We start from the raw sequence: 21,787 nt of genomic DNA, 5'->3' as shown, positions 1-21,787 counted from the left end.
GTGGCTCAATGGTCGCTTTCAGACCGTCAGGCGTCGAGCGCGTCGATCAGGGCCTTGGTCACGTCCTCCGTCGTAGCCGTGCCGCCGACGTCGCGGGTGAGGATGCCGGCGGCGGTCGTCGCCTCGATGGCCTTGTTCAGGCGGGCGGCCTGCTCCGGCAGGCCGAAGTGCTCCAGCATCAGGGCCGCGCTGCCGACCGCGCCGATCGGGTTGGCGAGGCCCTGGCCTGCGATGTCGGGCGCGGAGCCGTGGACCGGCTCGAACATGCTCGGGAAGCGGCGTTCGGGGTTGAGGTTGGCGCTGGCGGCCAGGCCCAGGCTGCCGGCGAGGGCGCTGCCGAGGTCGGAGAGGATGTCGGCGTTGAGGTTGGAGGCGACGACGACGGAGAGGTCCTCGGGCTTGAGGACGAACTTCGCGGACATGGCGTCGACCAGGACGCTCTCGGTCTCCACGTCCGGGTAGTCGGCGGCGACCCGCTTGAAGACATCGTCCCACAGCACCATCCCGTACTGCTGGGCGTTGCTCTTCGTCACCGACGACACCTTGCGGCGGCTGCGCGTGCGGGCGAGGTCGAAGGCGAACCGTATGATCCGCTCGCAGCCGACCTCCGTGAACAGGGCCGACTGGACGGCGACTTCACCGCCCTGACCGCGCGCGGCGAGATTGCGGCCGCCGAGGCCCGCGTACTCGCCCTCGCTGTTCTCGCGGACGACGACCCAGTCGAGCTCGGTGTCGTCGGCCTTGCGCAGCGGGCTGACGACACCGGGGAGGAAGTGCACGGGGCGGACGTTGGCCCACTGGTCGAAATTCTGGCAGATCCTCAGGCGCAGGCCCCAGAGGCTGATGTGGTCGGGGACGGTGGGCCAGCCGACGGCGCCGAAGTAGATGGCGTCGAAGTCCTTGAGCCGGTCGAGTCCGTCCTCGTCCATCATCCTGCCGGTGCGCTCGTAGTACTCGCAGCCCCAGTCGAACTCCTCCCACTCGAAGGCGAAGGCGCCGGCGGAGTCCTCGGCCAGGGCGTCCAGGACGGCGCGCCCTGCGGCGACGACCTCCTTGCCCACGCCGTCGGCGGGGATGGCGGCGATACGGAACGTGCGGGGTGCGGTGGTCATGGGTGCCTCCGGCTCGCTGTACGGGATCGGTTCCGAGTCAACACAGGGCGGCCGTACGGCGTCCAAGACCTGCTGCCGATACGACGTATAGGCGCAGCCGATCGATCCCGCGTCAGGCGTTGCTGGCGCGGCGGCGGGCCAGCGCCTCGGTGAGGTTCAGGAAAGCCTGCGCGGCCGGGGTCAGATGGGCGGGCAGGCTGACCATCGCCACATGGAGGTGGGCGGTCGGTTCGATGGGTGCGACCACCGCGCCGCAGCGGCGGGCCAGCCGGGTCCAGGCCGACGGCAGGACGGCGACCCCGACGCCGGTCAGGACCAGCGGCAGGATCGAGGTGCGGTGGTCGACGACCGTCACGATCTCCGTGCCGGTGCCGCCCGCGGTGATGTCGTCGACGATGTGGCGCATGAGGCTGCCGGTGCGAGAGGCGATGAGTTTCTGTCCGGCCAGGTCCTCGGGCCGGATGGTGACGTCGTCCTCGATCGCCCCTCCGGGCGCGGCGACGACGACGAAGGGCTGGTTTTCGACGTGCAAGACGTCAAGTCCGGTGGGGTGCGCGGGGGTCGCGCCGCCGAGCAGGCCCAGTTCACAGGCACCGCTGCGGACCAGGGAGATCACCTCGTCGGGGGTGAAGGCGGCGTGCGTGCTCACCGTCACCGACGGGTGCAGCTCGGCGAAGCGGTGGATGAGGGTGGTGAGGGGTTCGATGCCGGGCGAGGGCATGGTGGCGACCTCGACCGTGCCGCCGTGCAGTCCGGCGAGGGCGGCTGCGGTGTCGCGTACCGCGGCCAGGTCGCGCAGTACGCGCCGGCTCGGCTCCAGCAATTCCTGGCCCGCCTCGCTCAGGACGACGCCCCGGCCGACCCGGTGGAAGAGGGCCACCCCGAGGTCCGCCTCCAGGTTCGCCATCGCCTGGGACAGCGACGGCTGGGCGACGTGGAGGGCGGCGGCGGCCCTGCTGAATCCGCCGTGCTCCACGATGGCCAGGAAATACTCCAGTTGCCGGGCGTCCACCGTGCCTCCGCCGATCGCTCTCTGCTAGGGCAGGGCCAACCTATCCGCCGGTGCCGCCTCCTGTGCGCACCCGGTGATCCACCGGTCGGCGAGGGTGCGTCCGCACTGAGTGAGGAGCCGCTCGGACAGGGCTCTGTCGTTGGCGCAGTCCTCGTCGGTGAGGTCGGTCAGGGACTGTACGGAGCGGAAGTGGAGGGCGGTGCGGTCGGCGGGCAGGGTACAGCGGCCCGCCACTGCGTGCACCGGCGTGCCGTGTGCGCGGGCCCGGCGCGCGAGTGCGACCGGCAGCTTGCCCGACAGGGTCTGCTCGTCGAGGCTGCCCTCGCCGGTGACGACGAGGTCGCTCGCGGCCAGCAGTTCGTCGGCGCCGAGGAGACTCAGGAAGTAGTCGGCCCCCGAGCACACGCGGCCGCCCAGCAGCATCCCGGCGTACCCGAGCCCGCCGGCCGACCCGGCACCGGCGGCAGCGGCGCGGGGCACGGCATCCGGGACACCGGCCGCCGCCAGCCGTCGTACGAAACCGGCGAGCGCGTCGTCCAGTTGCCGCGCGTCGTCCGCGGTCGCCCCCTTCTGCGGGCCGTAGACGGCGGCCGTGCCGGTCGGTCCGAGGAGCGGGTTGTCCACGTCGGTGGCGAGGACCAGGTCGACGCCGGTGAGAGCGGCGCGGGCATCGGTGAGGTCTACGGTGTGCAGCTCGGCGAGGGCCCGCCCGCCCGGTCCGATCGGCGTGCCGTCCTCGCAGGCCAGCACCGCGCCGAGGGACTGGAGCAGCCCGGCGCCGCCGTCGGTGGTGGCGACCCCGCCGAGGGCGAGGACGACGGTGTCCGCCCCGCCCGCCACCGCGTACCGGATGGCCTGGCCGAGGCCCTGGCTGGTGGCAGTGAGCGGTGCCTTGTGCCCGCCGGGCAGGACGCCGAGCCCGCAGACGGCCGCGGCCTCGATGAGGACGGTATGGCCGTGCACCGCGACCCCGGTCGTGAGGGGCTTCCCGGTCGGGCCGGTCGCCACGATCTCCTCGCGGTGGAACCGGCCCGAGCAGGCGGCGGCCACGCTGCCCTCACCCCCGTCCGCGAGGGCGAGACGGCTGACCCGGGCGTGCGGAGCGCCCTCCAGCAGCCCGCACTCCAGCGCGCGGGCCACCTCGTCGGCGCTGAGCGAGCCCTTGAACTTGTCCGGGGCGATCAGGACGGACACCATCAGGGCGTCACCTCGGCGGGCTCGGCGACCGCCGGGTGCTGCTTTCCGAGCTCCACCCCGGGCCCGTCCTCGGCGCCGGTCTCCCCCGCGGTCTCGACGGCCGGCGGCTCACCCGCCCTGTCGGCCAGTACCTCACGGGCCCGCGCCAGGTCCAGGCCGTTCTCCCACTTCGCCACGACCAGGGTGGCCACCGCGTTGCCGAAGAAGTTCACCAGCGCCCGGCACTCCGACATGAACTTGTCGATGCCGAAGATGAGCATGATGCCCGCGGCCGGGACCGAACCGACCGTCGACAGCGTCGCGGTGAGCGCGATGAAGCCGCCGCCGGCGACGCCCGCCGCTCCCTTGGACGTCAGCAACATGACCGCCAGCAGTCCGAGTTGCTGACCCAGTGACAGCGATGTGTCGGTGGCCTGGGCAATGTAGAGGGTGGCCAGGGAGAGGTAGATCGCCGCTCCGTCGAGGTTGAAGCTGTAGCCGGTCGGCACGACCAGGCCGACCGTGGACCGCTCCGCGCCCATGAAGTGCAGCTTGCGCATCAGTCCGGGCAGCGCCGGCTCGGCCGTGGACGTACCGAGGATCAGCCAGAACTCCTCCTTGAAGTAGCGGAAGAGCTGGAAGATGTTCAGCCGCACATACAGGGCGAGCACCCCGCCGAGCACCACCACCACGAACAGCGCGGAGGTGGCATAGAAGAGGACGATCAGCGAGCCGAGGCTGGTCAGCGTGGACAGGCCGAACTTCCCGATGGCGTAGGACATCGCGCCGAAGGCGCCCAATGGCGCGGCCTTCATGACGAAGGACAGGACCTTGAAGACGACCTCGGTCAGGCGTCCGACGGCGGCGATGATCGGCTCGCCGGTCTTCCCGACCATCTTGACCGCGATGCCGAAGACCACGGCCAGGAAGATGACCTGGAGGATGTTCCCCTCGACGAACGGGCCGAAGAAACTGTTCGGCACGGTGCCCGTGAGGAACTCCCACCAGTGCTGGTGCTCTCCCTGGGATATGTACTGCGTGGCGTCCCCCGATGTCTTGAGGGTCGCCGGGTCGGCGTGCACGCCGTCGCCGAGGCGGAAGAGGTTGACGGCCACGAGTCCGGTCAGCAGGGCGACGAGCGTGCCGACCTGGAAGTAGGCGAGCGCCTTGACGCCGGTGCGACCGACCTTCTTCAGATCCGCGACACCGGCGATCCCGCCGGTGATCGTCAGGAAGACGATCGGTCCGATCAGCAGCTTCATCGCGGTGATGAACGTCGTGCCGATCGGCTCCATGTCAGTGGCGAGATCCGGCCACCGCCAGCCCAGCACGATGCCGATCACGATCGCCACCAGCACCTGGACGTACAACTGCCGGTACCACGGCTTCGCCGCAATACGTGCGGCGTGTTCGGCTCGCCCATGGCTTGGCGTATGCGTCATTGCAGCCTCCCTGATCGCACGAGACCGAGCCCGACCGGTCCGCGCCAGCTTGGGCCACAGTGAACCGGGCCACACTGTCAGGGGTCCACGACCAAAAATCGATGCCCTGTATAGGCCGGGCCTATCGGTACCGGCACAGGACACAGGGTCCATGCTGCACACGCGGGAAAGCGGCCTGCCGGGCACGGGACCGTTGTAATGACGCCGAAATCGGTGCGGTTGATCTCGCCGGTGGCGGTGTGGAACATCAGCGCCGCCTCGGCTGCCGCACCGCCGCCCAGAAGGAACCATGCCCGAGGAGGACTTGAGGAGAAGGGCGTGGTCGAGTGGGACATCGTCCTCGTCGGTGACTGTCCGCGAGCAGGGCGTACAGCTGAAGGTTGTCCAAGCGATCGCCAGGTGATCAGGCCTCCGCCCCGCGAGTTGGTCCGGGCTGCTGGATGTCTTTGAGGCCGTGCACCCGCCGACAGGGGCTGACGGCAATGGGCAACGGTGTGACGCCGTGGGAGTTTCTCGGGCCGCCGGAGGGCGGCTGCGACCCGCCGAGCACGTCGGTCGCCGCGGCTGCTCGTATCCCGATGCGTCAGCGCATGCCCGCCGCATCGAGCAGGACGGTCACGGTGGGAGCGATGAGCCCGGTCGGCGTGTCGGCTTTGATTCCCGCACGGGCGCTGGCGCCGTCGAAGACCAGGATCAGCTGCCGGGCCAGCAGGTCCGGGTCGCTCGCCCCGCCCTGTTCGGCCTCGGCACGGAAGAAGGCTGTCAGGTTCTCCTTGACCCGGTGGGCCACCCGACTCGCGGAGTGGCTCTGGTCTTTGAGCTCGATCTGTACGGCGAGATACCGGCAGCCTTGGAAGTCGGGTGCACCCGCCTGTGATTCCATCTGCTCGAATACGTGCAGGATCCGCTCGCGGGGTGGGCGGTTGTCGTCCCTCGCGGGAAGGAGAGTCGTCACATGGGCGGAGGCACGTTCTTCCAGGCTCGCCGCCAGCAGTTCGTCTTTGCTCTCGAACAGCTGATACATGGAGCGCTTCGACACCCCCGCCGCCTTGCACAGTGCGTCGACGCCGATACTGACACCGTCTCGGTAGGTGAGCGTGGCCGCTGCCTCCAGCAGTCGCTCTCGGGGGCTTGACTTCGCTGCGGTGGTCATAATTGCGAGGTTAACTCGATTTCGGCCCGTTGGAAACCGATCGGTTTACAACATTTGAGGGTGCGATCCACGACGCCGCCCACGGCCGAGCAGGCGTAAGGACGCGGTTCCCGCTACTCCGGGGGCGGCGATCTTCTCGGCTTCGTAGCCGATGAGGCCGACAGCCATCATCTCGCAGCGGCTCGAAGTCTGCGGAAACGGTAGAAGCCGGCGGGGCATTGATGACACCTCCTCGCCGCGTCCGGCGCTCCCGGCATCGCTCGCCTGCCGTTGCCGTGACTGCCGGCCGCGGCACCCCCGATCACCGGTTTGCAGAAGGCGGAAGGCGCGGGACCATCTCGGAGCGACCGGGCCGCGGTCCATCGGCCGCCTGGTCGTGAGCGCGGCGCTGCTCATGAGCCTGCCGCTCACGGCGATCGGGATGAACGATGTGCTGACCATCAAGCTCTTCGGCGTCGGCATGGTGCCCGGCCTCAAACTCCAGCTCGGCTTGGACAGCTCCGGCGTCGACCAGGCCGGGGAGGGACCTTGCCCGGCTTGCGCTTGAAAACCGATCGGTTTACCTTGATGGAAACCGATCGGTTTCTCATTCTGGAGGCAGTCATGACCGCTTTGAAGGGCGCAAGCGTTTTCGTCACCGGCGGCAGCCGAGGCATAGGCAAGGCGCTGGTGGAAGAGCTGTACGCGCGTGGCGCCGGCAAGGTCTACGCCACGGCCCGCGACCCGCGCGGCGTGACGCACCCGGACGCTGTCCCGGTGGCGCTGGAAGTCACCGACCCTGCCTCCGTGGCGGCGGCCGCCGCACAGGCGGGGGACGTCACCGTACTGATCAACAACGCCGGTGCCTCGGTCGGCGCCTCCTTCCTCGACTCCCCGGTCGACGACGTACGCCGGGAGTTCGAGACCAACTTCTACGGTCCGCTACTGGTCACCCGGGCCTTCGTGCCCGTCATCGAGCGCAACGGCGGCGGCCACATCCTCAATGTGCACTCCGTGCTGTCCTGGATCGCGCTCGGCGGCTCCTACAGCGCTTCCAAGGCCGCCCTGTGGTCGCAGACCAACTCCCTGCGCCTGGAGCTCCAGCCGCGCGGCATCGCCGTCACCGGACTGCACGTGGGATACGTGGACACAGACCTCGCGGCCGGCGTCGAGGCGCCCAAGTCCGACCCGCGTGACGTCGCCGCCCTCGCCCTCGACGGCATCGAGACGGGCGCGTACGAGGTGCTCGCCGACGACATCTCGCGGCAGGTCAAGGCGGGCCTGGCCGGTGACCTGGCCGGGCTGTACCCCCAACTGGCGAAGTAAGCCCTACACCCGAGGAGTCGGCGAGATGCCCGCCCACGAGTCACGTCCCACCATTCACATTCCGGGGACCACCAGCCACACCATCGCCCCTCGCAGCGGCCGTGAGGGACATCTGGCTACCTCAAGGCGGCCACCGGTGCTCCGGTGATCCTGCTGCACACCGTGCGCACCCAGGCCGAGCACTTCCGCCTCCTCATCCCGCTGATCGCGGACCGCTACACCGTGTACGCCCTCGACCCGCCGGGGACGGGCTACTCCGAGATCGTGCCCGGTGCCTCGTACGACGAGCCGGCCATGCGCGCGGGCGTCTAGGGGGTGTTTCGAAAGTCCCGCACAGCACCCACGGTGCCCGGCACGCACTCTCGCCGCACCGGCCAAAAACCCAAGTACGTCCAGTACGAGGGCTTTCGTCCGGCACGCCGAGAGCACGCACCGGACACCGCGGGCACCGCACAGGACTTTCGAAACACCCCCTAGCGGCTCCTCACCGAACTCGACCTGCACGACGTGACGTTGGCCGGGGAGTCCATGGGAGCGGTGCTCGCCCTGACCACCGCGGCCGATCTGCCGGAGCGGGTCCGGCGCGTCGTCGCGGTCAACACCTACGACTTCCGCGGCGGAATCGCCCGGTCCAGTCTCCTCGCCCGTGTGGTGGTCAGCGGTGTTCTCGCCCCGGGGGTGGGCCCGGTGATCGCCGAGGTCGAGCCCGGGCCTGCCCTCAGCAAGATCCTGCAGAGCGGTCTCGGCGACGAGAGCGCGCTACGGGCGGACTACGTGGACGAGCTTCTCCGAGCTGACCATGGATGAGCTGCCGGAAGCCCAGGCCGCGGCCGATCGCGTCAAGGACGCGGTTGTCCGGGAGAGCAAGGCGGAGCGCTTCGCTGCCCTCGGTGCCGACCCCACCCTGGAGGACGTCGTCGAGATGAACCGCGCCGCCCACAGGTGACCACGCCTGTCGTCGGCCCGTGGCGCACGCCCTGTACGAGATGTCCCCGACAGCTCCTCTCGTACGGGCATCCAGGGCGTAGCGGGAAGTGCCCCCTCTACGAGTGCGACCAGCGCCTCAGCTCGTGCCGAGCGACAGGGACTCCCGACCGGCGGAATGCGGCCGCGGTCGGGAGCTGCCCGGTACCCGGCCGAACCTGCGAAGGTGCGGCCCGCAGACCCTGGACGGACGATGAAGTCGTGCCGGAATCACCTCCTCCACCAGGGCGGGGGGCGACCGCGCGAGCACCGTCCCGGCATCCGGGCGCCGAGGGCTGGGGTGCCCGCACGTGGGTCGTGCCTGTCGTGTGCGGCTGCGTGGGTCTTGTCGGCCTCTTCATCCTCGTCTTCGTCGAAGTCGTCGCCTGGTGGTTCGGCACCCACACGTGGCACTGGCCCGGCACCGGCGGCTGACGCAACATGGAACGGCCGGGCCGTGCCGGCGGCAGCCGTGTGCGCCACCGTGCGTCAGGCTGCCGGCCGACGATGCGCCGAGGTGGGGCCGATTCCGGGCCGCCCGCCCGATGACCGCGGCCGTCCCGCCATACCAGCGCCTCCACCCCTCGCCGCTCCGCGGCCCTGGATGCCGCCTGATGGCCTCGCCGTCACCTCACCGCCTGCTGCACCAGCGCGGCGATCCGCACCTCTACTTCCGGTGTCACCTCGGTCAGGGCGAACCCCGCCGCCCACATGGGGCCATCGTCCAGCTTGGCCTGGTCGCTGAACCCGAGCGTCGCGTAGCGGGCCTTGAACTTCTCCGCGCTCTGGAAGAAGCAGACGACCTTGCCGTCCAGCGCGTAGGCGGGCATCCCATACCAGAGCTTGGGCGCGAGAACCGGGGCGCTTGCCGTGACAACGGCGTGCACGCGTTCGGCCATGATCCTGTCCGAGTCCTGCATCTCGGCGATCTTCGCGAGTACGTCCCGCTCCGCCTCCGCCGCTTTGTCCGCGCGCGAGCCACGGCGTGCCGCCTTCTTGAGCTCTTGAGCGTGGTCCTTCATCGCGGCCCGTTCCTCGGCCGTGAACCCCTCGTGCGCGCCACTCTCCGTGCCGGCCATAGCAGATGTCCCCCTCAGCATCTCTGTGTACGGATCTTGCGAGGGGACCATACTCCAGCAGACCGTCGCCTGGCTCGGGATTGTCCGCCAGGTCTGAGACCGGAGGTCTTCTCTACCTGTTCGACTGGGCTGCCGCGGGCTGCCAGGAATTGCTCCGCCGAATCGCGGTCCACCAGGAAGCGTCGGTCGCCTCGCCTGCCTGGACGGCAGCGGCGATCGTTTCCCCAGCCGGATCTTCTGCTCCTGCGTGCCGCCGCCGGCCTCGCGGTTCGCTTCCGCCAGGGACCGGATGCCGGCGTGGTTCGCCTTGATGTTGAACTCCGCCGCGCCCTCCAGGGCCCGCAGCCGCTCAAGGAAGTCCCCCGCACTCTCGGCGAGCAGCACCGTGGTCACCGTGTCGTCGTTCGGAACCGCACTGCCGAACCTCATCGGCAATACGCTGGCGGGCGAGCAGATCACGGCGCCTGGGCCGCAGCTCCTCGGGGGGCGTCACGATCGAGGCCGGCTCGCCCTGGCGCAGCACGCATACCGGCCGCGGGGGTCTCCGATGCCGTTCCGTTCAGGTCTTGGCAGAGGGGCGAGTGGGGGGCGCGGATGATCCCGTAGACGTAGGTGCTCCTCTCTCATTACCCGCTACTGCGCGCGGACCGTTCGCCCTGACGTTCCCGACCTTCGTCACGTGCCTGATGGAAGGCATCGGAGATCGTCTCCGCGGCACCGGCCAGGGCTCCTTTGGTCTTGCCACGGGCACCGGACTCCGTGAGCTGACCTGTGAGCTCCGTGAGCCCGGCCGGCTTGCGCGGCCCCGCTTCCAGGTCAAGGCGGTTGCACGCCTCGGCGAAGCGAAGGTAGGTGTCGACGCTGGCGACCACGATCCGTATGTCGATCTTGAGTATCTCGATACCGACAAGGGAGACCCGCACGAACGCGTCGATCACCAGCCCGCGGTCGAGAATGAGTTCCAAGACGTCGTAGAGGCCACTGGAACCGCCCCCGCCACCCTGCTGTGTCGCCACGGTCATCGCGACCATCCCCTTGTCATCCGTCTCTGCCTAGTCCTGCCGGTGCGGACCGCCGACAGCAGCGCACCGGCCTCACTGTCCCTCGCCACGACGCAGACTTCGAGGTGCGAGTTGCCCCACCGGCCGCCACCAAACACCAGTACGAGCCTGGCGCGACCTGATACGGGGGACGGGCGAAGGGCGCCGTCCCGTCGAACGCCGCGGCAGCGCGAGCACTGCGTGCCGGATGCCTTCGGCGCGTGTGCGGACGGGGGCGCGGGTGGCGGCCGGGGCGGCGTAGTCGACGGTGATCTACGAGGATGCTCCGGGATCCGCTGCCGCTGCCACCACTGGCGATCGGCATGGCCCGGCGCCCGTGCCACGCCGCCGGCGGTGCCCATCCGTGGCTGCGGGGCGCCGTGCGCCGGGTCCCCGGTCCAACCCGCGAGAAACAGCCGGATGGGCGTCCAGAGGTTCTGGATCCGGGCTGGTCATTCGGATGACCAGCCGGTCTCGCGCAGGTGCCGACGGCGTTCGGCGTAGGCGAGGTCGTCGCGCCAGAGCCGGCCCGCCGCCGTGCGCATCAGCGGGCGCAGGGCCGGGGCCAGGGCGCGGGCCAGGGCGAAGCCAGGCCGCTTCGAGGTGGCGACGACGGCCTCCACCACGGTGGTGCGCGGCCGTCCCAGCTTGTCCGGGCTCACAGGGGTGGCGTGGGTCTCCACCACGGACCCGAGTCCCTCACCGTCGGTGATCCGCATGAGCACCGTGCGCGGCTCGGGCGCGGTGAACTCCGCCCTCACCGGCACGACGATCCGCCGGGCCAGACGGAAGGAGACGTCGACAACGAAGGTGTCGTCGCCGTCGCCGGGCGCCCGGACGACGCTGAGGTCCACGAACGAGTGGGGGTGGAACCACGCGCCGTGCCACGGGTCGAGGCGGTTCGCCACGATGTCCCTCGGCTCGCAGGTCCCCACGCCGGTCCAGACCGCGTGCACGGATGCCGTGAGTGCGGGCCTGACCGGCACGACCGGAGCCCGCGTGGGTTCGTCACCGCCGACCGCGTCCAGCCTCACCCACGTCAGGACACCGTCGTCGTGGACGGGCAACGGCTCCCAGCCGGCGTACGCCGATCCGTCGAGGGACAGACCGTGCCAGTGGCACACCAGGGTGCCGCAGTGCACCGGGCTGTCAGCCAGCGGCGCGCCCAGATGGGGGCACTGCCCCGGGCCGCCCACCAGGTGTCCGCGCGCGTCGCGCCAGACGACGACCTCCGTGCCCGCGACGCTGCCCGCCAGCGGGCTGGTGGGCGTGATGTCCGCGGTGGCTCCCACCACGTACCAGTTGCCCGACGGTCGGGCCAGGGCGCGCCGGAGTGCTCCCGCGATGACGGCGGGCTGTGCCTGCCGCCAGGTGGGCACCTGACCTTCCCAGCGCACCGGGCGACGGCGCAGACGCAGCGGGTAGCGGGCCCTGCGCGGGCTCGGGGCAGGGCTCATCCGGACACCTCGCCGGACAGAGGACGGGAACCGGTCGTGCCGGTGGGCGCGGGCCTGCCGTGGCGGTGCGCGGCGAACCGGGCCGCCGCGAGCCGGGTGAGTCCGTCCGCGGCGACGGCTGCGCGCCGGCGCCGGGAGACCACCGCGCGCCGGTGCAGTACCGCGTACCCGTCGTCGGCGATGGCGTCGAGGATGCTCCCGTAGAGCACACAGGCGGCCCGGATGCAGGGGCGCGCCACCGGGTCCAGCATGGCGAGACCGGGCGCGGCCTGCCGGTAGACGGTCCGGGTCAGCTCCTCCCCGGCCCGCAGCGCGGCCACGATGCGCCGGTCCCGCCGCCCGGTGCTTCTGCTCCAGCGCAGCAGGTCCCGGTGGACGCCGTGCGCGGCGAGCAGGTCCTCGGGCAGGTAGACCCGGCCGCGGTCCAGGTCCTCACCGACGTCACGCAGGAAGTTGGTCAGCTGGAAGGCCACACCCAGCGCTGCCGCGTGCGGCGCCGCCTCGGTCCGGGACACGACGGTGCCGAGCACGGGCAGCATCTGCAGTCCGATGACCGCGGCGGAACCATGCATGTACTGACACAGGTCGTCGTAGGTGGCGTACGCGCCCACGGTGAGATCGCTGCGCATCGACGCCATGAAGTCGGTGAAGTGGGCCGGGTCGATGGCGTAGCGGGCGGCGGTGTCGGCGACGGCGAGCACCACCGGTTCACCGGCCGGGGGGAAGCCGTGGAGTGCTCGCCGCAGCCGTCCCTCGAGCCGGTCCAGGGCTGCCGCGCGCTGCGCGGGGGTGGCCGCCCGGCCGAGGTCGTCGACGATGTCGTCGGCCCACCGGGCGAAGCCGTACAACGCGTGCACGGCCGGCCTGCGCGCCGCCGGCAGCAGCCGGGTGGCCAGGAAGTAGGTGCGGCCGTGACGGGCGTTGAGCCGCCGGCACCGCTCGTAAGCGGCGCGCAGGGCCGGGTCGGTGATGCCGGCGGCGTCGAGTTCACGGCGGCTCACCGGACCTCGCCTCGCACGGCCGCGGCGCACGCCGGCCGGCGGCGCGGGGATGGGGATCCGGTGATCCGTGCCGCGGCCAGCCTGCCGGAGATCAGCACGGTCGGTACACCGACGCCGGGGGTGGTGCCGCAGCCGGCCAACACGACGTTGTCGACGCCGCGCACCAGGTTGCGGGGGCGGAAGGGACCGGTCTGGGCGAAGGTGTGGGCGGCCGAGAAGGGCGTGCCTGCGGCATGGCCCTGGTCGGTCCAGTCGGCGGGTGTCAGCAGGCACTCCTCTTCGATGGCGGAGGCGATACCGGTCATCCCCCGGCGCTCCAGGGTGGCCAGGAGTTCGTCGCGGTACCGCGGAGCGAGCCCGGCCCAGGACGTGGCGGGCATCCCGACCTCGGTGTTGGGGCAGGGGGCCAGGACGTAGTGCAGATGCCGTCCCTCGGGTGCCAGGCCGGGGTCGCCGGCGGTGGGGCGGGTGATCAGCAGGGACGGGTCGGTCATCAGGGAGCCGGTCCTGGTCAGTTCCTCGAAGGTGCGCTCCCAGGCGGCGCCGAAGGACAGCGTGTGGTGGGCGAGGTGCGGCCAGGTGCGGGTCGTTCCGACATGCAGGACGACGGCCGACGGGGCGTAACGCAGGGGGACCGGGCGACGCGGACGGCGGCCCAGGAGCCGGTGGGCGACCGGCAGGTCGGGAGTGAGGACGACGGCGTCGCAGGGGATGCGCTCATGCGCCGTGCGGACCGCGGCGACCCGCTCCCCCCGCCTTTCCAGGTGCGTGACCTCATGGCCGAAGCGCAGCTCGGCGCCTGCGTCGGCAGCGGCGGCGGCCATGGCACGGGGCAGTGCGTGCATCCCGCCGCGCGGGAAGTACACGCCGGCCACGGTGTCCATGTACGCGATGACGGCGTAGGCGGCCAGGGCACGGGCCGGGGCCACACCGGCGTACAGGGCCTGGAAGGAGAACACCCGCCGCAGGCGCTCGTCGCTGAGGAACCGTGCGATGCGCCCGTCCAGCCGGCCGAAGCCGCCCAGGGCGGCGAGCCGCGCCAGGTCAGGCGTCAGCAGGCCAAGGGGGGAGTCGAAGTTGACGTCGATGAACCGCCGCATCTGCACCGCGTACAACCGCTCGAGCCAGGTACGCAGCCGCCGGTAGCCCGCCGCTTCGCGGGCTCCGGCGAACCGCTCGACCTCCGTCTCCATGGCTGCGGCGTCGGTGTGCACGTCCAGCATGGTTCCGTCCGCGAAGCAGGCCCGGTAGGCGGGGTGCAGGGGGATGAGGTCGACGCGGTCGGCGAGGCGCTCGCCGACCGCCGCGAACGCTTCGTCGGCCAGCTGCGGCATCGTCAGCACGGTCGGTCCGGTGTCGATGAAGTAGCCGCCGAGGTCCCGCCGTCCGGCCCGGCCGCCGGGTAGTACATCGCGCTCGACGACGGTCACGCGCCGACCGGAGCCCAGCAGGTGCAGGGCCGCCGACAGGCCCGACAGGCCCGCGCCCACCACCACGACGTGGTCCGTTCGACCGCGCACCGTCCTCATCGCTGTCCCCGCCCGGTCCCGGGGAGCTCCCACCCGTTGTCCGCTGCGCGGGAATGCGGAGCGAAGCGGCAGCCCGCCGCCGCCTGCAGCAGCTCCCGCAGCCGCTCGGCGGCAGGCTCACGCAGGGCGGCGTCCGCCAGCCGCCGCACGCCGGCGCCGCCGAGCCGCTCCGCCCGGCGTTCCACCACCTGGCGGGCTCCGGTGCGCTCGAGCACCCGCCGTACCTCGGCGAGCCGGCCCTCGGTCAGCCTGCCGGCGCCCACACACCCGTCCAGCACGGCCAACGCCTCGGTGTCGCCGCTCGCCGTGGCACTGGCCCTGGCCACGGCGACCAGGTACGTCGGTTTGCCCTGCCGGATGTCATCGCCCGAGGGCTTGCCGATGGCGTGCGGTGCGCCGAAGACTCCGTGGAGGTCGTCACGGAGCTGGAAGGCGATGCCCGCGCGGCGTCCGGCCGCCGACAGGCTCCTGGTGGTTTGCGCCTCGGCCCCGGCGAGCGCGGCACCGAGCACCATCGGCCGTTCCACCGAGTACAGCGCGCTCTTGAGGCAGGCGATCCGCACGGCGCGGGCCGGAGAGGACACCGCGGTCGCCTGGCCGTGCAGGTCCAGGTACTGCCCCGCCACCATCTCGGTGCGCATGACCCGCCAGATCTCGCGTACGGCGTCGGCGGCCGGCGCCGGCAGGGCCGCACCGGCGACGATGTCGTCCGCCCAGGCCAGTGCGAGGTCGCCGACGAGGATCGCTGCGGCCTTGGCGAAGTCGGGGCCTGCCGTGGGGTACTGGTGGCCGATGTCGGTGTGCAGCGCGGGGCGGCCCCGGCGCAGGGCGGAGTCGTCCATCACGTCGTCGTGCGCCAGCGCGCAGGTCTGCAGCAGTTCGAGGGCCGCCGCGATCCGCAGTACGGCCGCGGTGTGCCGGCCGTCGCCCCCTGCGGCGCGGAAGGACCACCACAGCAGCTGCGGCCGGTTCCGCTTGCCTCCGTGCAGGGTGAAGGCGGCGAGCCGGGTGGCCAGGTCGTCACCGAAGACGGTGTCGAGCGACGTGCAGTGGGCGAGGCGTTCGTCGATGATCTGCTCCAGGCAGCGTCCGACGGCAGCCGGCACGTCGGCGTCCACGGCCGCCGGGTGCACGGCGGGCGGAACCGGCCGGCCTCCGGCAGGGCTGAGCGGTACTGGCCGGATCCCATCCGAAACGCCATGGGCACTGCTGGTGTGCATCCCGCTTCCTCTCGTCGGTACGAATCGGCTCGAAGGGGCGTCCTGGGGCTCTTCGGCCGCGCACGCCAATTCGGATGCACCGCCTGAACCGCGCGCGGAAGGCCGCGGCGCGCGGGGCACCCGGGAACGCCCGACACCGCGGTTGCGCGACCCCGGGGTACACGGGGATCGCCCCGTGCCGTGCTGCCGGACGCCGAACCTTCCCCGCGCCCCGTCCGCCCGCGCCGACGACCTGCGAACCATGCGCCGATGCATTCCCCGCCATGGCCGGTCTGCCGTGGGCCGGGCACCGAATGCCCTGCGCCGGCCACCCGTTCGGCGGGCAGGGTCGCAGGGCGGGCCCGTCCGGCGTGCATCCGTCCGCGGGTCCTGGCCGGAACACTGTGCCGTGGCGGAACTGACCTGCACCCGGCATCACGGCCTCCTCCGTCGGCCGAGCGGCCGACGGAGGAGGTCGCGGACCGGACCCGCGTGGCGCGCATCCGTCGCCGGACCGGGCCGGGATACTGCACCGCAGCAGCCGTGCCCGCACAGGGCGGAGGAGAAGCCGAGGAGGAGTCGAGGAGGAGGGCGTGGTCGAGTGGGACATCGTCATCGTCGGTGGCGGTGCCGCGGGTCTTTCCCTGGCGCACCGGTTGCCGACGGAGACGGCCCAGTGGCCGGGAATGTCCGTCGTGCTGGTCGACGCGCCGGCCGGGCCCCTGCGGGCGCCGCGGCGTACGTGGTGCTTCTGGGAAGCCGGCCGTGGCCGCTACGACTCAGCGGTGACGGCCTCCTGGGAGTGGCTGCGCGTCCACAGCCGGCACGGCACCGCCGTACGACGCCACATCGCACCCCTGCGCTACAAGATGATCCGTTCCGCTGACTTCGAGGCACTGGTGGGCCACGACCTGGCGCAGCGGCCGCGGATCCGGCGGCTGCACGCCACCGTCCACGACGTTGCCGTCCGCCCCGACGGGACGGCGCGCGTGACGGCTACGGACGCCTGCGGTGCCCGAGTCGATCTGGCCGCCCGTTGGGTGTTCGACTCCCGCCCCCCGCCCCGCCTGCCCGCCGCCCGCACCCACCTGCTTCAGCACTTCCGCGGCTGGTTCGTCCGCACCCGGCGGCCGGCGTTCGACCCGGACGTGGCCGACCTGATGGACTTCCGCACGCCGCAGCCGACACGTGGACTGTCGTTCGGGTACGTCCTGCCCACCAGCCGGCACACCGCCCTGGTCGAGTACACCGAGTTCGGCCCGGCACCGCTGACCGTCGACGCCTACGACGCCGCACTGGAGCACTACACCCACCGCGTGCTCGACACCGGCCCGGTGCAGGTCGAGGCGACGGAACAGGGGGTGATTCCGATGACCGACGCCGCGCTCACCGACCGCGCCGCACGCACCGTGTTCCCCATCGGAGTCGCCGGCGGCTGCACGCGCGCGTCCACCGGCTACACCTTCGCCGCGATCCAACGGCAGGCGGAGGCCGTCGCCGGGGCCGTCCGCGCGGGCCGCAGCCCCGTACCACCGCCACCCCACCGGAAACGCGCCCGGAGGATGGACGCCGTTCTCCTGCGCGCCCTGGACACCGGCCGTATCGACGGACCTGACTTCTTCTACCGGCTGTTCGACCGCGTCCCCACGGTGCGGCTGCTGCGGTTTCTGGACGGGCGCACCCGGCTGTACGAAGACCTCGCGGTCGGCGTGCGCGCCCCCGTGGCGCCGATGCTGCGCACGGCCGCGGAACTGCTGTGGCTGCCCCGCCGCCCCTCCCCCGCCGCTGACCGACCGGCCGGGGCGGACGGCCCGGCGCCGAGGAGTTCGTCATGACCTTGCTGCGCGACGCGGAGCTCGCCCAAGCGTTCGACCGCGGCGCCCGCAGTTACGACCGCATGGTGACACTGAACCCGGGTTACCACGCTCAGCTGCGCCGCTCCGCCCGGCGCCTCGCCCTGGTGGCCGGCGCGGCCGGGCACCGGGTGCTCGACCTCGGCTGCGGCACGGGTGCCTCGACCGCGGCCTTGGCCGCCGCCCTGCCGCACGCGGAGATCGTCGGGGTGGACGCCTCGGCGGGCATGCTGCGCCGGGCCGCCGCCAAAACCTGGCCGGCCCGGGTGAGTTTCGTCCACACCCCGGCGAAGCACCTGGACGCGGTCGGCGTGGGCGCCCCGTTCGACGCGGTCTTCGCCGCCTACCTGTTCCGCAACCTGGCCGATCCCGACGCGGTCCTGCGCATGGTGCTGGAGCTGCTGGCGCCGGGGGGCCGACTCGCGGTGCACGAGTACGCGCTCAGCGGCCGACGCGTGGACCGCGCGGTGTGGGCCGCGGTCTGCGGGGGCGTCATCATGCCGCTCGGGGCGGCCACCGGCAACGGCAGGCTCTACCGCCACCTGCGGCGCAGTGTCGCGCGGTTCGACACCGCGTCGGCGTTCCGCAACCGGGTGCGCCGCGCCGGATTCGACCGGGTCGGCGTGCTGCCGCTGCCGGGCTGGCAGACGGGCATCACGTACACGTTCCTCGCCCGGCGGCCGCCCGAGCCTCCCGGCGGTGCTCGGTGAACGGCCGCGTCGACGGCCGGCCGCCCGGGCGGGACCTGCGGGCGCAGGCCGTGCCTGTCCGGCCGGGAACGGACCGGGTCCGGGATGATCCGCCGGTCGCCGCGGTGATCGGCGGCGGCATCGCCGGTCTCGCCGCGGCCACGGTGCTGGCGGAGCGGGGCGTTCGCGTGGTGCTGTACGAGCGCGAGCCCTTTCTCGGCGGCCGGGTGGCGGGATGGCCGGTCACCCTGCCCGACGGCAGCCGCGCCACCATGAGCCGGGGCTTCCACGCCTTCTTCCGGCAGTACTACAGCCTGCGGGCCCTGCTGCGCCGGGTGGATCCCGCGCTGGGCATGCTGACCGGTCTGCCCGACTACCCCCTCAGGCACAGCAGCGGTCTGTGCGACAGCTTCCGCCACGTGCCGCGCACGCCACCGTGGAACGCGCTCGGCTTCGCCGCGCTCAGCCCCACGTTCCGCCTCAGGGACCTGCTGTCCATGCGCCCCGGCTCCGCGCTGCCCCTGCTGGACGTCCGCACACGCCGGATCCACGAGGACCTCGACCAGGTCAGCGCCGACGCCTTCCTGGACGCTGTGCGATTCCCGCGGGCCGCGCGGCATCTGGCTTTCGAGGTCTTCTCCCGCAGCTTCTTCGCCGACCCTCGGCAGCTCTCGGCAGCCGAGATGGCGCTGATGTTCCACATCTACTTCCTCGGCTCGAGCGAGGGCCTGCTGTTCGACGTGCCCCGTGAGCCGTTTCCCACGGCCCTGTGGGAACCGCTGGCGGGCCACCTCGCGCGGTACGGCACCGAGCTGCGCACCGCCACGCCCGTCGAGGCCGTCCACTCCGGCCCGGACGGCGGCCACCTCGTGGCCGACGCGACCGGCAGCCGGCTCTTCGACGCCGTGGTGCTGGCCATGGACACCGGTGGTCTGCAGGCGGTGGTGAGCCGCTCCCCGGGGCTCGGCGACAGCGTGTGGCGCGATCGGGTCGCACGGCTGCGCACGGCCTCGCCCTTCCTGGTGTCCCGGCTGTGGCTGGACAGCCCTCCCGAACCCACCCGGCCCCACTTCCTGGGCACCAGCGGATACGGGGCACTGGACAACGTCAGCGTCCTGTCCCGGTGGGAGGGCGAGGCGACGCGCTGGGCCGCGCGCACCGGGGGCTCGGTCGTCGAGCTCCACGCCTACGCCGTACCGCCGGACACCGACCACGACACGGCCGAACGACATCTCGTCGAGCAACTGCACCGGGTGTATCCCGAGACGCGCCGGGCCCGGGTCGTCACCGCGCGGCACGAATGGCGGGCGGACTGCCCCCTGTTCCCCGTCGGCGGGTACGCCCACCGCCCCACCGTGCGCACCCCCGACCCGGCCGTCGTCGTCGCCGGCGACCTGGTCCGCACCGACCTCCCCGTGGCCCTGATGGAACGAGCAGCCACCTCAGGCTTCCTCGCCGCCAACGCCCTCCTGGAGCGGTGGGGAGTGCGCGGAGAGGTTGTCTGGACGGTCCCGGACCACGGCCGGTCCGTACTACTGCGCGCCCTGGCGTCCCGCCGCCGACCGGGGCGGCAGGGGCGTGGGAGCGGCACGGAACGGAAGCACCCGGGACGGGGGTGAGGCCGGCGACCGCTGCGGCAGGAATCCGACCCGGACACGGTGCCGTTGATTCCGGTGACGGGTCGCAGTGGCTGTTGCCGGCGTCAGGGGACGGGGTGGGAGTCAGGGCCGGTGTGGTGCCGGTTCACCTGTTGGCGGCTGGGATCAGGCCTGGGGCGAACCTGTATGAGAGCGATTCCATCGGCGGCACCCGTCCGACGTTCCCTGTGAGCCGCGGTTGGTGCCGGCGTATGGGGCGTGCAAAAGTGCCCCGGTGACTGGTACCGCGCAGAGTTCCGAAGAGGGCGACGACGACCTGGCCCGCCTCCTGGCCGCCATGCCCGGCCTGGCCCAACTCGTCCGCACGGTCGTCGCGCTCCGCCCGCGCCGCGGCGAGCCCGGCATCCGGGAGAGCCATGTCGGCGGCCCCCTGCTCTGGCCCGAGGGCGAGCCCTGGCCACACTGTACGGACGGGGATCACAAGAGCGGATCGGTGCCGATGGTATCCGTGGTCCAGCTGTACAGCGCCGACATCCCCGAGATCGCCTTCCCCGAGGGCACCGACCTGGTGCAGATCCTCTGGTGCCCCGAGGTGCACGGCCTGCCGGAACCTCAGTTCCAGGGCAAGCAGTGCCGGGTCTTGTGGCGGCGCTCCGACGACGTCGTGCACGGGCCGGAGGTGCAGCCTCCCCCCTGGGAGCACTGGGATGCGGAGTGGGACGAAGTCCCCCGGCCGTGCACCGTGCATCCCGTGCGGGTCGCCGAGTACCCCTGGTGGGAAGAACTGCCCGCTGGGCTCCGGGAGCAACTGGATGACTGGGGGGAGCTCCATCGCCTCTACTGGCGGAAGAGCCTCACCGGCGGCTGGAAGGTCGGCGGCAGCAAGTCCTGGGCCTCCAGCGACATGCCCAAGAGCCTGGACTGCCCCGAATGCGGCGCGCTTCTCGTCCTCCTGCTCCAGGTCGACTCCTATGAGGACATGCCACTCATATCCCAGGACCCGCACACGTATCTGGACACTGTGACAGGAAGACATGTGGTCTGGGGGACGGAGGAGTGCACACACGTCCGGGAGGCCACCGGCTTCCGCGTGGACGACGTCGCCGACGCCGGGATCTACGTCTGCTCGGCCGACCCACGGCACCCCGCCTTGTACTTCACCCAATGACGGCGGCCATGAACGAGAGACGTCGCGGGCGCGTTCGAGGGCGTCGGTGCACCGCTGCCCGGCTGACGGGGTACAGCTCGGCAAGTTCGACGAGGACGTGGTCTCCGACCGGTCCGCCCCGTCAGCCCGGGCACCAGCGCGGCCAGGTGCGCTACTCACGTGCCGTGGGTCGGGCCGCGTTTCGCTATCTGGCTTGGCCAGAGGCATCGTCGGGAGTGTGGTTGGCTGCCGGCACGTCAGGGACGGTCTTGCCGGACCGCCCCTCCAACGAACGACATCGTCGTCGGTAGTCACAGTGCCGTGCCACGGCTTGGCACCTTCGCGACCGACTCCGGGCATGGATGCGAAGGGGCGGACGGGACCGGTGCGCAGGGCCAGTTGCCAAGAGCCGGTGGACTTCCGCCACGGTGAGCTGCTTCTACGTCTGCGGCGAACGCCGGACGCATCCCCGACCTGATGCCCGGCCTGTGGCGCAAGCCCTTCGAATTGGCGCGCTACGGACCAACCAGGCAGTGAGCTCGGTGCGCAGCTCATCTGCGTTGTCCCCCGCGTCCCATGGAAGTTGATCGCCCAGAAGGTCGTACTCCCGGTGGGCAGCCGCTTCGGTCAGGTGCCGGTCGGCAACCCGGTCTTCGAGTGCCTCCCAGGTGTCGAGCCACGGGCTGAGCGTGGCAGATGCCTCGGCGCACAGCGCGAGGACCTCATGCACGGGGACGGCGGGATCCGATTCAGCGAGGGTGTGAGCCCACCAGGCACGCAGGAACTCTGTCGCCGGGGTTCATCGTGTCGGCACAGCCTCAGGGGACTCCGGGTGGCTTCCGCCAACCGAAGATCACAACCCTGCCGGGTCCGTCAGCCGTCGTCACGGCAGTTGCCCAGCCGCTTGCGATGGCCGGGCAACCAGTCACAAGATCAGCGACAGAGCCCGCAGTTCCCCAGGGGGTGGTTCCGCGGGCAAGGGGCATGGTCAGCCCCGAGGTGGGCCAGTTTCGCTGCCGACAGCGGATGCGA

General features: G+C 71.7%; 18 protein-coding genes and 3 pseudogenes. 9 read left to right on the top strand and 12 right to left on the bottom strand.

All coding sequences use genetic code 11. From position 1 onward, the window contains the following. Window positions 1-26 precede the first annotated feature (26 nt). From ACH45E_RS38860 to ACH45E_RS38840, 5 genes are all read right to left on the bottom strand, one after another. Window positions 27-1,112: a tartrate dehydrogenase gene (locus ACH45E_RS38860; protein ID WP_361456199.1), complete on the bottom strand. Its 1,086-nt coding sequence runs from the start codon at window positions 1,110-1,112 to the stop codon at window positions 27-29. Window positions 1,113-1,224: 112 nt separating this feature from the next. Further along, window positions 1,225-2,124 carry a LysR family transcriptional regulator gene (locus ACH45E_RS38855; protein WP_361456202.1) on the bottom strand — a complete coding sequence of 300 codons (900 nt, stop codon included), beginning with the start codon at window positions 2,122-2,124 and terminating at the stop codon, window positions 1,225-1,227. Window positions 2,125-2,148: 24 nt separating this feature from the next. After that, a complete protein-coding gene (locus ACH45E_RS38850) occupies window positions 2,149-3,321 on the bottom strand; it encodes a glycerate kinase (protein WP_361456205.1) in 1,173 nt (390 codons plus the stop codon). Further along, window positions 3,321-4,742 (bottom strand): C4-dicarboxylate transporter DctA, encoded by a 1,422-nt coding sequence (dctA, locus tag ACH45E_RS38845; RefSeq protein WP_361456208.1) that lies wholly within the window; start codon window positions 4,740-4,742, stop codon window positions 3,321-3,323. Before dctA ends, ACH45E_RS38850 begins: the two co-directional genes overlap by 1 nt. Before the next feature lie 583 nt (window positions 4,743-5,325). Beyond that, complete coding sequence (locus ACH45E_RS38840; RefSeq protein ID WP_361456211.1) at window positions 5,326-5,895, bottom strand: TetR/AcrR family transcriptional regulator; 570 nt, start codon at window positions 5,893-5,895, stop codon at window positions 5,326-5,328. Window positions 5,896-6,271: 376 nt separating this feature from the next. Here ACH45E_RS38840 and ACH45E_RS38835 point away from each other — a divergent pair, with 376 nt between their 5' ends. The 5 genes and pseudogenes from ACH45E_RS38835 to ACH45E_RS38815 all read left to right on the top strand — a co-directional run bounded on the left by ACH45E_RS38835 (window position 6,272) and on the right by ACH45E_RS38815 (window position 8,146). Continuing rightward, window positions 6,272-6,442, top strand: a complete 171-nt coding sequence (locus tag ACH45E_RS38835; protein ID WP_361456214.1) for a hypothetical protein — start codon at window positions 6,272-6,274, stop codon at window positions 6,440-6,442. Between the two features lie 56 nt (window positions 6,443-6,498). Further along, entirely contained in the window at window positions 6,499-7,200 is a 702-nt protein-coding gene (locus ACH45E_RS38830) for an SDR family oxidoreductase (protein ID WP_361456217.1), read from the top strand. Between the two features lie 25 nt (window positions 7,201-7,225). Further along, window positions 7,226-7,509: pseudogene (locus ACH45E_RS38825) on the top strand (alpha/beta hydrolase); the annotation flags it as partial. A 165-nt stretch (window positions 7,510-7,674) separates the two neighbouring features. After that, a pseudogene (locus ACH45E_RS38820) lies at window positions 7,675-7,992 on the top strand (alpha/beta fold hydrolase); the annotation flags it as partial. Window positions 7,993-7,999: 7 nt separating this feature from the next. Next, window positions 8,000-8,146: a hypothetical protein gene (locus tag ACH45E_RS38815; RefSeq protein WP_361456220.1), complete on the top strand. Its 147-nt coding sequence runs from the start codon at window positions 8,000-8,002 to the stop codon at window positions 8,144-8,146. Between the two features lie 643 nt (window positions 8,147-8,789). On the opposite strand, the gene ACH45E_RS38810 is transcribed toward ACH45E_RS38815, so the two are convergent. The 7 genes and pseudogenes from ACH45E_RS38810 to ACH45E_RS38780 all read right to left on the bottom strand — a co-directional run bounded on the left by ACH45E_RS38810 (window position 8,790) and on the right by ACH45E_RS38780 (window position 15,387). Beyond that, window positions 8,790-9,242, bottom strand: a complete 453-nt coding sequence (locus ACH45E_RS38810) for a DUF1801 domain-containing protein (RefSeq protein WP_361456277.1) — start codon at window positions 9,240-9,242, stop codon at window positions 8,790-8,792. A gap of 276 nt (window positions 9,243-9,518) precedes the next feature. Then, window positions 9,519-9,671 (bottom strand): annotated as a pseudogene (locus ACH45E_RS38805) (GvpL/GvpF family gas vesicle protein); the annotation flags it as partial. 197 nt (window positions 9,672-9,868) lie between these two features. Then, window positions 9,869-10,264: a gas vesicle structural protein GvpA gene (locus ACH45E_RS38800; protein ID WP_361456280.1), complete on the bottom strand. Its 396-nt coding sequence runs from the start codon at window positions 10,262-10,264 to the stop codon at window positions 9,869-9,871. A 470-nt stretch (window positions 10,265-10,734) separates the two neighbouring features. Then, window positions 10,735-11,739 carry a DUF5914 domain-containing protein gene (locus ACH45E_RS38795; RefSeq protein ID WP_361456223.1) on the bottom strand — a complete coding sequence of 335 codons (1,005 nt, stop codon included), beginning with the start codon at window positions 11,737-11,739 and terminating at the stop codon, window positions 10,735-10,737. After that, a complete protein-coding gene (locus tag ACH45E_RS38790) occupies window positions 11,736-12,740 on the bottom strand; it encodes a phytoene/squalene synthase family protein (protein ID WP_361456226.1) in 1,005 nt (334 codons plus the stop codon). The genes ACH45E_RS38795 and ACH45E_RS38790 overlap by 4 nt, the downstream gene beginning before the upstream one ends. After that, window positions 12,737-14,269, bottom strand: coding sequence for a phytoene desaturase family protein (crtI, locus tag ACH45E_RS38785; protein ID WP_361456229.1), 1,533 nt, complete (start codon window positions 14,267-14,269; stop codon window positions 12,737-12,739). Before crtI ends, ACH45E_RS38790 begins: the two co-directional genes overlap by 4 nt. Next, window positions 14,266-15,387 carry a polyprenyl synthetase family protein gene (locus ACH45E_RS38780; RefSeq protein ID WP_361456232.1) on the bottom strand — a complete coding sequence of 374 codons (1,122 nt, stop codon included), beginning with the start codon at window positions 15,385-15,387 and terminating at the stop codon, window positions 14,266-14,268. Before ACH45E_RS38780 ends, crtI begins: the two co-directional genes overlap by 4 nt. 674 nt (window positions 15,388-16,061) lie before the next feature. Between ACH45E_RS38780 and ACH45E_RS38775 the strand changes: the two genes are divergently transcribed. From ACH45E_RS38775 to ACH45E_RS38760, 4 genes are all read left to right on the top strand, one after another. After that, window positions 16,062-17,303, top strand: coding sequence for a lycopene cyclase family protein (locus ACH45E_RS38775; RefSeq protein WP_361456235.1), 1,242 nt, complete (start codon window positions 16,062-16,064; stop codon window positions 17,301-17,303). After that, window positions 17,300-18,031, top strand: coding sequence for a class I SAM-dependent methyltransferase (locus ACH45E_RS38770; RefSeq protein ID WP_361456238.1), 732 nt, complete (start codon window positions 17,300-17,302; stop codon window positions 18,029-18,031). Before ACH45E_RS38775 ends, ACH45E_RS38770 begins: the two co-directional genes overlap by 4 nt. After that, the gene (locus ACH45E_RS38765) at window positions 18,028-19,629 is read left to right on the top strand and encodes an FAD-dependent oxidoreductase (protein ID WP_399042449.1); all 1,602 of its coding nucleotides are present in this window, start codon (window positions 18,028-18,030) and stop codon (window positions 19,627-19,629) included. The genes ACH45E_RS38770 and ACH45E_RS38765 overlap by 4 nt, the downstream gene beginning before the upstream one ends. A 253-nt stretch (window positions 19,630-19,882) precedes the next feature. After that, window positions 19,883-20,776: a hypothetical protein gene (locus ACH45E_RS38760; RefSeq protein WP_361456241.1), complete on the top strand. Its 894-nt coding sequence runs from the start codon at window positions 19,883-19,885 to the stop codon at window positions 20,774-20,776. Window positions 20,777-21,787: the final 1,011 nt, after the last annotated feature.

Origin of the sequence: Streptomyces sp. NPDC020299 (assembly GCF_044387825.1) — a bacterium.
Lineage (GTDB): Bacteria > Actinomycetota > Actinomycetes > Streptomycetales > Streptomycetaceae > Streptomyces.
The sequence above is the reverse complement of the archived record's forward strand: the minus strand, read 5'-3'. Positions and strand labels throughout refer to the sequence as shown.